Source organism: Micromonospora cabrerizensis, assembly GCF_022230955.1.
In the GTDB taxonomy this organism is placed as follows: Bacteria; Actinomycetota; Actinomycetes; order Mycobacteriales; family Micromonosporaceae; genus Micromonospora; species Micromonospora cabrerizensis.
Map to the genome: position 1 here is coordinate 99,178 of NZ_JAKKFI010000083.1, position 10,075 is coordinate 109,252.

10 protein-coding genes are annotated in these 10,075 nt (G+C 71.1%); 1 reads left to right on the top strand and 9 read right to left on the bottom strand.

From position 1 onward, the window contains the following. Positions 1 to 70: 70 nt before the first annotated feature. The 5 genes from wrbA to LADH09A_RS22280 all read right to left on the bottom strand — a co-directional run bounded on the left by wrbA (position 71) and on the right by LADH09A_RS22280 (position 3,231). Entirely contained in the window at positions 71 to 688 is a 618-nt protein-coding gene (wrbA, locus tag LADH09A_RS22260) for an NAD(P)H:quinone oxidoreductase (RefSeq protein ID WP_238647403.1), read from the bottom strand. A 301-nt stretch (positions 689 to 989) separates the two neighbouring features. Next, positions 990 to 1,358: a DUF3037 domain-containing protein gene (locus LADH09A_RS22265; protein ID WP_238647404.1), complete on the bottom strand. Its 369-nt coding sequence runs from the start codon at positions 1,356 to 1,358 to the stop codon at positions 990 to 992. Then, positions 1,355 to 2,113 (bottom strand): HipA family kinase, encoded by a 759-nt coding sequence (locus LADH09A_RS22270; protein ID WP_238647405.1) that lies wholly within the window; start codon positions 2,111 to 2,113, stop codon positions 1,355 to 1,357. Before LADH09A_RS22270 ends, LADH09A_RS22265 begins: the two co-directional genes overlap by 4 nt. 119 nt (positions 2,114 to 2,232) lie before the next feature. After that, on the bottom strand, positions 2,233 to 2,607 hold the full coding sequence (locus LADH09A_RS22275; protein ID WP_238647406.1) for a hypothetical protein: 375 nt from the start codon (positions 2,605 to 2,607) through the stop codon (positions 2,233 to 2,235). A gap of 99 nt (positions 2,608 to 2,706) precedes the next feature. Beyond that, positions 2,707 to 3,231 carry a hypothetical protein gene (locus LADH09A_RS22280; RefSeq protein ID WP_238647407.1) on the bottom strand — a complete coding sequence of 175 codons (525 nt, stop codon included), beginning with the start codon at positions 3,229 to 3,231 and terminating at the stop codon, positions 2,707 to 2,709. Between the two features lie 190 nt (positions 3,232 to 3,421). On the opposite strand from LADH09A_RS22280, the gene LADH09A_RS22285 reads away from it, so the two are divergent. Continuing rightward, positions 3,422 to 4,531, top strand: a complete 1,110-nt coding sequence (locus tag LADH09A_RS22285) for a winged helix DNA-binding domain-containing protein (RefSeq protein ID WP_238647408.1) — start codon at positions 3,422 to 3,424, stop codon at positions 4,529 to 4,531. A gap of 10 nt (positions 4,532 to 4,541) precedes the next feature. On the opposite strand, the gene malQ is transcribed toward LADH09A_RS22285, so the two are convergent. The 4 genes from malQ to LADH09A_RS22305 form a co-directional block, all read right to left on the bottom strand. Then, the gene (gene malQ / locus LADH09A_RS22290) at positions 4,542 to 6,581 is read right to left on the bottom strand and encodes a 4-alpha-glucanotransferase (protein WP_238647409.1); all 2,040 of its coding nucleotides are present in this window, start codon (positions 6,579 to 6,581) and stop codon (positions 4,542 to 4,544) included. A 275-nt stretch (positions 6,582 to 6,856) separates the two neighbouring features. After that, positions 6,857 to 8,065, bottom strand: coding sequence for an ABC transporter ATP-binding protein (locus LADH09A_RS22295; RefSeq protein WP_238647410.1), 1,209 nt, complete (start codon positions 8,063 to 8,065; stop codon positions 6,857 to 6,859). A gap of 9 nt (positions 8,066 to 8,074) precedes the next feature. Then, the gene (locus LADH09A_RS22300; RefSeq protein WP_099855591.1) at positions 8,075 to 8,917 is read right to left on the bottom strand and encodes a carbohydrate ABC transporter permease; all 843 of its coding nucleotides are present in this window, start codon (positions 8,915 to 8,917) and stop codon (positions 8,075 to 8,077) included. Position 8,918: 1 nt separating this feature from the next. After that, entirely contained in the window at positions 8,919 to 9,914 is a 996-nt protein-coding gene (locus LADH09A_RS22305; RefSeq protein ID WP_308194657.1) for a carbohydrate ABC transporter permease, read from the bottom strand. Positions 9,915 to 10,075: the final 161 nt, after the last annotated feature.

Here is a 10,075-nt window from a genome sequence, read left to right on the forward strand (position 1 = left end):
GTAGGGCTGGATCGACCGGTGGCGCGGACGGGCCGAGAGCCCCCGCCCGCGCCACCGGTCACTTCCGCCGTCAGCCGGCCAGGCCCGCCTTCAGCGCGGTGCCCAGCAGCACCGCACGCCGCGCGGTGAGCGCGCACGCGCCGAGGGCCACGGCGTCCGGGGCGATCTCCCCGTTGTTGCTCGTGTGCGAGGCGCCGTACGGGTTGCCGGCGATGAACTGGCTGGTGTCGGTATAGCCGGGGGTGACCACGACACCGCCCCAGTGGTAGAAGACGTTGAAGAGGGAGGTCAGCGTGGTCTCCTGCCCGCCGTGCGAGGTCGCCGTCGAGGTGAAGGCGGAGTAGACCTTGTTGGCCAGCGCGCCCTGCGCCCAGAGCGGGCCGGTGGTGTCGATGAACTGCTTGAGCTGGGCCGCGACCATGCCGTACCGGGTCGGCGCGCCCATGATCACCACGTCGGCCCAGGACAGGTCGTCGACCATCGCCTCGGGCACGTCCTGGGTCTCCAGGCGGTGCGCCTGCCAGCCGGAGTTGGAGCGGATCGCCTCGTCCGGCGCCAGCTCGCGCACCTTGCGCAGACGCACCTCGGCGCCGGCGTCCCCGGCGGCCTCGCAGGCCGCCTGAGCCATCTGGTACGTGATGCCGGTGGCGCTGTAATAGATCACCGCTACCTTGGTCTGGGCAGCCATCAGATGTTCCCCTATCTCGTCTCGGGTCAGCTCTCGCGACTACCCGTCGCGCGCGATCTCTAACGGCAGCGCCCGGACGATCCCACCTACCGGTCGGCGGGCTCAAGTTTTCCGCAACTTCCCGGTGGTTGGCTCCCTACGCACCGCGAGGACGACGATCCTGATCCCATCGGTGCCGGTGGCTTTCCGCCGCCGCCCCGCACCGGGCACCTGAACGGGGGATCGCGCTCCGCCACCAACGGCGCTGGCGTAGCGCGATCAGGGGCCGTTCAGCCTGCTCACCCCCGGGTGGCGGACGATCTCAGTGGACCAGGGCCGCCATCAGCCGGTCCAGCTCGGCCGCCGGGTCGGCGGTGAGCCCGGTGTGCACCGGACCCGTCTGGATCATCGTGCTGCGCGGTGCCACCAGCCAGTGGAACCGCTCGCCGAGCCGCATCCGGGTCGCCGGCCCGTCGCCGGAGCACGTCCGGTCCAGGGAGTCGAGCACCGCGGCCACCGCCGGCAGGTCCACGTCGGGCGCCAGTGCGCGGACCCGGTCGGCGTCGAGGTGCGTACGCGCCGCCAGGAAGTCACGCTGCTGGCAGTAGAGCAACACCCCGACGTTGATCTGCTCGCCGCGCTCGATGCGGGGCACCAGCCGGATCAGCGCGTACTCGAAGGGTTGTCTCATGCCGCGCTCCCCTGCGGCAGCCAGTCGGCCGTGCGGGCGACCCGGCGGGACAGGTGCTCCAGGTACGCGGCCCGCGCGGCGTCGGCCGTCTCGAAGTCGGCGGCGGTCAGCCAGGCCGCCGGCACCAGGGCGAGCACTTCGGTGAGCAGCTCCGGGGTGATCCGGGGGGCCAGGTCGGCGTCGGCCTCGGCCAACCGCGAGGCGTACGGGGCGAGCACGTGGTCCTCAGCCCGGTAGGCCCGGTGCACGGCCGCCTCGGCCCGGGGCCAGTTGTGGTGGAAGTACAGCGAGGCCCCGTGGTCGATCAGCCACAGCTCCCGGTGCCAGACCAGCAGGTTCGGGTTACGCCAACTCCGGTCGACGTTCTCCACGTACGCGTCGAACCAGAGCACCCGGGAGGCCAGCGCCGCGTCGACGGGGTGCGCCACCGGGTCGAAGCCGAGCGCCCCGGGCAGGAAGTCCATCCCCAGGTTGGCGCCGCCGCTGTTGCGCAGCAGCTCCTGCACCTCCTGGTCGGGCTCGGCCCGCCCGATGACCGGGTCGATGTCGAGCACCACCAGCGGCGGCACCCGCAGCTCCAGGCGGCGGGCCAGCTCAGCGCAGATCACCTCGGCGATCAGCGCCTTGGGGCCTTGGCCGGCACCGCGGAACTTCGCCACGTACGTGCCCAGGTCGTCGGCCTCCACCACGCCAGGCAGCGACCCACCCTCCCGCAGCGGGGTGACGTAGCGGATCGCGGTGACCTGGCGGAGCACGACGCCCACCCTACTGGGCCCGGCTGCCCGGCCTGCACCGGTGAGCGCGATACCTGTGGGTCATAAAAATGCCTCACAGTCATCACGCTCACCGGTGCGTGCCCGAGCCCACTCGGGCGTCAGTCGAGCTTGTCGCGTAGGTCGTCGACCTGCTGCTGGAGGCGGTCCACCGCGCTCTCGTTGTTGACGAAAGTGGTGATGCCCGCAGCCAGGCCCAGGCCGATCAGCACGGCCAGGATGCTCAGGACCAGGCCGCCGATGGCGACGCCCCGGCCGGTCACCCCGGGCCGGCGGGCCATCTTCAACCCGACGATGCCGAGGATGATGCCGATGATGCCGAGCACCAGCCCGAGCCAGGCGAGGATGGCGGTCAGCACGCTGAGCAGGCCAGCCACCCCGAAGACCAGCGCGAAGGTGGCGGCCGCGCTGGTCTTGGCGGCGGTGGTGGACGCCCGGTGGGTCCGCGACCCGGCCGAATCGCTTGCGGCAGTCATGGGACTCCCTTCCGTACGCGCGGCGCGCGCACTTCCGGGTGACCGCCTTCCCACTGCCTGGGCCGTTATGCCAGCCCACCGGGACGTCCGGTCATCGCCTCAGGAGGTGAAGGGGTAACGCAGTTCGAGGATCGTGGCATCGCCGCGGTCCTGACCAACGCCGACGGGCTGCCACTCCCTGGGTAGGACCTCTTCGACCTCGACCACGGTCGGATCGTCCTTGACCTCGACCTTTGCCGCGATCGTGCGCGTGCCGTCGCCACGGAGGAAGTAGACCTGGGGGATCTCCATGGTGAGCAGACCGGAGGCCCCGCTGGCCTTGAAGCAGAAGTTGGTGCCACCCGGCAACGTGAGGTCGTTGCTCTGCACCAGGATCAGATCGGCCGGCGGGTTGTGCGGGGTCGACCCACAATCGGTCAGGACGATGTGACCGTCACCCTTGATCAGCTTGATGCCCCGCTGGGCCAGCACCTGCGCGGCACCCGGGTAGGCGTAGTCCTCCACGATCGAGGGCGGCGTGTCCTCGGCTGCGGAGGGAAGTTGACTCACGATGACGGCCGCGGCGCTGGCCAGCACGACAGCCGCACCGCCGGCGATGGCCGTTTTCCAGGAAGAAATCTGCACTGAATTGTTCACCCCGTGTGAAGTCACCCGAAACCACGCTGCCCGCACGCAAAGCGCGAAGTGACGCGGTGGTGCCGCTGCAGCACCAGATGGTGACAGGAGAGATCGTGGCACATCTACGTCTCGCCGTGGGTCCCGCTGTCCGCCGGTGCCCTAACCTGGCCCAACCACCCGCGGGGAAAGGAGTCCGATGACGAGAGAGCTCACAACATCCAAGGCGCTCGATCTGCGGATGACGAGCCTGCTGCTGCGCCCACATCCGAGCATTCAGCCTGGCGGCGTCGCCGAGGTGGTCCAGTGGTTCGGCGCGATGCAGGCGCAGGATCTGGCGAGCGGCCTGTGGTCGCTGGGCGCCCGGCTACCCGGGCAGAGCGTCGCCGACGTGCAGGCGGCGCTGGAGCGACGCGAGGCACTGCGTACCTGGCCGATGCGGGGCACCGTCCACTTCGTCCCTCCCGCCGACGCCCGCTGGATGCTGGAGCTGACCGGCGTACGCTCGCTGGCTGGCGCGGCGACCCGGCGCGCGCAACTCGGGCTCACCGAGGCCGACGCGGACCGGGCGGTGGACGTCCTCGGCAGCGCCCTGGCCGGCGGGGGCCGGCTCACCCGGGCGCAGTGCCTCGCCGCCCTGCGCGGCGCCGGCATCGGCACCGACGGCCAGCGCGGCTACCACCTGCTCTGGTACGCGAGTGTGCGGGGGGTGACCTGCGTGGCACCGCACCTGGGCAGCGAGCAGACCTTCGCTCTGCTGGACGAGTGGGCGCCCGAGTCACGCCACCTGGAACGGGACGAGGCGCTGGCCCTGCTCGCCCACCGCTACGTCCGCGGGCACGGGCCGGTCACCGCCCGCGAGTTCGCCGGCTGGACCGGCCTCACCCTGACCGACGCGCGGCGCGGCCTGGCCGCCGCCGATGACGTCCTGAGCACGGTACGGGTCGACGGCGAGCCGATGCACGTCGACGCGGCGCTGGCCGACACCACGCCTCCCCCGCTGGACGACATGATCGTGCTGCCGGGCTTCGACGAGTACCTGCTCGGCTACCGGGACCGCTCGTTGATGCTGGACCCCGCGCACCAGGCGGCCGTGGTGCCGGGCAACAACGGCATCTTCCAGGCCACAGTGGTCCGCTCCGGACGGGTGGTGGGCGTGTGGAAGCGCAAGGTCGGCCGCACGGCGGTCACCGTGACGGTCCAGCCGCTCACGACGCTCGACGCCCCGGCGCGGGCCCGGGTGGAGCAGGCGCTCATGCGGTACGCGGACTTCCTCGGGCTGCCTGCCCGCTTCGACTGGCTGACCTGACCGCGCGGCGTCACTCCTCGGTCGGCGCTGGGTCGACCCGTCGCGGCCGGGCGGCGGTGAGCAGGTCGACGATCCGGGTCACCCGAGGATGCGAGCGGATCTCCGCCACGGTGTTCGGCAGCGGCAGCCGCCAGTTCGGATACTCGTCCACCGTGCCCGGCATGTTGGGTTGGCGTACCTCACCCAGCACGTCGTAGAGGGAGACGCCGAGCAACCGGGTCGGGCTGGCCGCGAGCGCGGCGTGCATCGCCACCACCACCTCGCCGTCGTCGGGTGTCGCAGCCGGGCCCGGCGCCGCACCCCCGGGCGTCGTCGGCGGGGGCGCCGCTCCTGGGCCGGGCTCCGCAGCCGGCTCGGGCAGCAGCCTCTCGGCGCGCAGCATGTCCAGCAGCCGCTCCCGGTCGGTGGCGGCCCGGGCCTGCTCCACCGCCACGTCGGTGCCGAGCAGCTTCAACTCGTCGCGCACCCGGACGTGCTCGCCGTTGAGGAAACCCGGCGCGGTGGGCAGGTCGTGCGTGGAGATCGTGGCGAGGGCGTTGCGCGGCCATCGGGCCGGCGGGACGAACCCACCGTCGTCGTCCCGGGCGAACCACAGCACGGTCGAGCCGAGCATGTTGCGCCCGCGCAACCCACGGGTCACCGCGGGTTGGACGGTGCCGAGATCCTCCCCGACCACCACCGCGCCGGCCCGGTGCGCCTCCAGCGCGAGGATGCCGAGCATCGCCTCGGCGTCGTAACGCACGTAGGTGCCCTCGGCCGCCCCGGCGCCCGGCGGCACCCACCACAGCCGCCACAGCCCGGCGACGTGGTCGACCCGCAGCCCACCCGCGTGTCGCAGGGTCCGGCGCAGCATGTCCCGGTAGGCCGCGTACCCGGTGGCGGCGAGCCGGTCGGGACGCCAGGCGGCGAGACCCCAGTCCTGGCCGAGCTGGTTGAAGTCGTCCGGCGGCGCGCCGACCCGCACACCCTGGGCCAGCACGTCGGCGAGCTGCCAACCGTCCGCGCCGCCGGGGTCGATGCCGACGGCCAGGTCGTGCACCACCCCGACCGGCATACCTGCCGCCCGGGCCGCCGCCGTGACCGCGTCCAGTTGCTCGTCACACAGGTGCTGCAACCAGGCGTGGAAGGCCACCCGGTCGGCGAGCTGCCGGCGCTGCTCGGCGACCGCCGGGGCGTCCGGGTGGTGCAGCTCCCGCGGCCAGGCACGCCAGTCGTTGCCGTGCCGCTCGGCGAGCGCGCACCAGGTGGCGAAGCTGGCCAGCGCCGGGTCCGCGGCAAGATCGACCGGCTGGGCGTACGGGTGCAGCAGCTCCAGGGCGTGCCGCTTGGCCGTCCACACCTGGTCGTAGTCGATCAGATCCCCCCGGTCGGGGCGCAGGGCGTCGACCACCGCCCGGGTGGCCGGGTCCGCCGCACGGTACGCGGCCGTGTCGCTGACCCGCAGGTACAGCGGGTTGACGAAGCGTCGACTGGCGGGCGAGTAGGGCGAGGCGGCGACCGGGTGTGCCGGCCCGACCGCGTGCAGCGGGTTGAGCAGCACCAGCCCCGCGCCCGTGTCACCGGCCCAGCCGGTGAACTCGGCGAGGTCACCGAGGTCACCCATGCCCCACGAGCGATCCGAGGTGAGCGCGTAGAGCTGGAGCATCCAACCCCAGGTGTGCGGCGGCACCGGCAGCCGACGGGGCACCACCACCAACGTCGCCTCCCGGCCGGCGCAGGCCAACCGGTGCCAGCCCAACGGCAGGTCCCCCGGCAGCTCGCTGTCGACCGCACGGCGGCCGCCGTCCTCCAGGGTGACGACGCCCGGGCCGGGCAGCCCCCGGGTCGTGCCGTGGGCGAGCACCACCGTCTCCGGGAGTGCGCCCCGGTCGACCGCGCGGGCGGCGGTGAGCGCGTCGGCGATGGCAGCCGGGCTGGTGGCGTCCACGCCGAGCAGCCCGAGCACGCCCACCACGGTGTCGGGTGCGACCTCGACGCGACGGTGCCGCCAGTCCTCGTACCAGGTGGACACGCCGTGCGCGTTCGCCAGCGCGGCCAGTCGTCGGTTCATCCCCCGCCCCCCGCCTCACGACGCGACCTTCGACCACCTTGCCACGACCGGGCGCACGGCGCAGGACACGGCGAGGGCCGACGGGCGAACCCGTCGGCCCTCGCCAAGATCGCGCTACATCCTGGTTGTAGTGGCGTCCCGCGCGATCCGACACCACGACAACAACGATCGAGCATGATCTTCCCGCGGAAACGCGGAGCGCCGCGAGCGCGTGGCGCGGAACGCGGAGCGCCGCGAGCGCGTGGCGCGGAACGCGGAGCGCCGCGAGCGCGTGGTCAGTCGTCGAGCGCCCCGGCCGCCCGACCGTCGCGCAGGGTGAGGTTGCGCCCGGTGGCCGGGTCGAACAGGTGAATCTTCTCCAGGTTGAACCAGACCCGCCGTGACTGCCCCTCGGCGACCGCGGACTCGGCGGACAGCCGGGTCACCAGGTTGCCGCCGCCTCCGGCGAAGTCGGCGGCACCGGCGTCGGCGGCCAACTCCTCCAGCTCGGCGGCGCTGGCCTTCTCGCCCTCCACCGTGAAGTAGACGTACTTGTCCGAGCCCATCGACTCCACGATGTCGACCGGCGCCTCGAACTCCATGCCCCGGCGGCGGGTGTCGTCGTCGACCAGTTCGGCGTCCTCGAAGTGCTCGGGACGGATGCCGAGGATCAGCTCGCGGGGCGCGTCGGCCGCCTCCAGTTCCCGGCGGACCCGATCGCCGAGCGGCACGTCGCCCAGGGCGGTGTGCAGGCTGCCGTCCTGCACGGCGGCGTGCAGGAAGTTCATCGACGGCGAGCCGATGAACCCGGCGACGAACAGGTTGCGCGGGTGGTCGTACAGCTCCTGTGGAGGGCCGACCTGCTGTACCGCGCCACCGCGCATGATCACCACGCGGTCGCCGAGGGTCATCGCCTCGGTCTGGTCGTGGGTGACGTAGACGGTGGTCGTGCCGAGCTGCTTCTGCAACCGGGACACCACAGTGCGCATCTGCACACGCAGCTTGGCGTCCAGGTTGGACAGCGGCTCGTCCATCAGGAACGCCTTGGGCTGGCGGACGATCGCACGGCCCATCGCGACCCGCTGGCGCTGGCCGCCGGACAGGTTGGCCGGCTTGCGGTCCAGCAGCGCGGTCAGCTCCAGCACCTTCGCCGCCTCGTCGACCTTCTGGTTGATGGTCTCCTTGTCCAGCTTCGCCAGCCGCAGCGGGAACGCCATGTTCTCCCGCACGGTCATGTTCGGGTACAGCGCGTACGACTGGAACACCATCGCGATGTCCCGGTCCCGGGGCGCCTTGTCGTTGACCCGCTGCCCGCCGATGCGCAGCTCGCCGGAGCTGATGTCCTCCAACCCGGCGATCATGTTGAGGGTGGTGGACTTTCCGCAGCCCGAGGGGCCGACCAGGATCACGAACTCGCCGTCGGCGATCTCCAGGTCGACGTCCTGCACGGCGACGGTCCCGTCCGGGAAACTCTTGCTCACCTTGTCCAGCACGATGTCAGCCATGACTACCACCTATCCCTTGACTGCGCCGGAGGTCAGACCGGACACGATGCGGCGCTGGAAGAAGAGAACGAACAGGATGATCGGAACGGTGATCACCACCGCGGCGGCGCAGATCGCCCCGGTGGGGTCCTCGAACTGCGACTCGCCGGTGAAGAACGACAGGGCGACCGGCACCGTACGGGCGCGTTCGGTGGAGGTCAGCGTGATGGCGAACAGGAAGTCGTTCCAGCAGAAGATGAAGACCAGGATCGCCGTGGTGAACAACCCGGGCGCCGCCAGTGGCGCGATCACCCGCCGGAACGCCTGCCCCTGGGTGGCGCCGTCCATCTTCGCGGCCTTCTCCAGGTCCCACGGGATCTGCTTGAAGAACGCCGACAGCGTGTAGATCGCCAGCGGCAACGCGAAGGTGATGTACGGCAGGATCAGCCCGGGCCAGGTGTCGAAGAGGCCGAGTTGCCGCTCGATCTCGAACAGCGGCGACACCAGCGACACCTGCGGGAACATCGCGATCAGCAGGGACACGCCGACCAGCAGCTTCTTGCCGGGGAAGTCCAGCCGGCTGATCGCGTACGCGGCCATCGCGCCGAGCACCACCGCGATCAGCGTGGCGATCAGGGCGATGCCGATGGAGTTGACCAGGGCCCGGACGAACTGGTCCGTGTCGAAGATCGTCTTGTAGTTGTCCAGCGTCCACTCGCGGGGGATGAACTTGCCGTCGGTGAGGGTGGCCGGCGTCTTGAACGACAGCGACGCGATCCACAGCACCGGGACGAGCGCGAAGACGACCACCAGGACGTCCAGCAGCCCCCAGCGCAGCTTCGCCCGGGTGGTGGTTTCGGTACCGGTGGCCATGTCAGCGCCTCTCCCCGTCGTCGCTGCCGGGGGCAGCGGTGCCGAACAGCTTCACGAAGACGAAGGCGATGATCGCCACGGTGATGAAGATCAGCACCGACATCGTCGAGCCGATGCCGAGGTTGAGACCCCGGATCAGGTTGTTGTAGGCGAGCATCGACACCGACGACGTCTCGTTGCCGCCGGCGGTCAGCACGAAGATGTTGTCGAAGACGCGGAACGCGTCCAGGGTGCGGAACAGCAGCGCGACCAGGATCGCGGGCTTCATCACCGGCAGCATCACCTTCGTGAACTTCTGCCAGGCGGTCGCGCCGTCGGTCGAGGCGGCCTTGAGCAGGTCCTCCGGCACCAGTGCCAGCCCGGCCATCAGCAGCAGCGCCATGAACGGCGTGGTCTTCCAGATCTCCGCCAGCATGATGATCGCCAGCGAGCTGGCCCGCTCGGTGAGCGGTGCGCCGTCACTGAACAGGTTGGCCAGGTAACCGGTCTCGGGCGTCCATGCGTACCGCCAGGAGAACGCGGCGACCACGGTGACGATCCCGTACGGGATGAGCGCCGAGGTCCGGACCAGGCCGCGCCCGACCAGGGTGCGGTGCATGATGATCGCCAGGCCCATGCCGAGCACCAGCTCGACGGCCACGGTGACCACCGTGATCAGCATGGTCACCCCGAACGCCGTCCACCAGAACTCGTTGGTGAGCACGGTGACGTAGTTCTCCAGCCCGATGAACTCGCGCTGGTCGGGGAAGCGCAGGTCGAAGCGCTGCAACGACAGCCAGACCGAATAGATGATCGGGTACGCGGTCACCAGGATCATGACCAGCGCGGCGGGCGCGCAGAGCAGCAGGCCCAACTTGCGCTCGGCCTTCTTGTTCTCACTCAACGGCCGCTTGCCACGGCCACCGCGCTGCGTAGGGACGGTGGCGGGTCGGCTGGTGGACCGCTCGGTCTCCTCGGCGGCGACATCGGCGCCGGTCGGTGTGGCGTTGATACTCACGGGGCCACCTTCCTTCGCGACTGCGGGGCTCGCAGGAACGGCTCACTCCTCGCGCTCACGGGGCCACCTTCCTTCGCGACTGCGGGGCTCGCAGGAACGGCTCACTCCTCGCGCTCACGGGGCCACCTTCCTTCGCGACTGCGGGGCTCGCAGGAACGGCC

Bases quoted from the DNA above. Each gene is read 5' to 3' on its own strand.
- wrbA (WP_238647403.1), bottom strand. From the start codon at position 688: ATGGCTGCCCAGACCAAGGTAGCGGTGATCTATTACAGCGCCACCGGC.
- LADH09A_RS22265 (WP_238647404.1), bottom strand. From the start codon at position 1,358: ATGAGACAACCCTTCGAGTACGCGCTGATCCGGCTGGTGCCCCGCATC.
- LADH09A_RS22275 (WP_238647406.1), bottom strand. From the start codon at position 2,607: ATGACTGCCGCAAGCGATTCGGCCGGGTCGCGGACCCACCGGGCGTCC.
- LADH09A_RS22285 (WP_238647408.1), top strand. From the start codon at position 3,422: ATGACGAGAGAGCTCACAACATCCAAGGCGCTCGATCTGCGGATGACG.
- malQ (WP_238647409.1), bottom strand. From the start codon at position 6,581: ATGAACCGACGACTGGCCGCGCTGGCGAACGCGCACGGCGTGTCCACC.
- LADH09A_RS22295 (WP_238647410.1), bottom strand. From the start codon at position 8,065: ATGGCTGACATCGTGCTGGACAAGGTGAGCAAGAGTTTCCCGGACGGG.
- LADH09A_RS22300 (WP_099855591.1), bottom strand. From the start codon at position 8,917: ATGGCCACCGGTACCGAAACCACCACCCGGGCGAAGCTGCGCTGGGGG.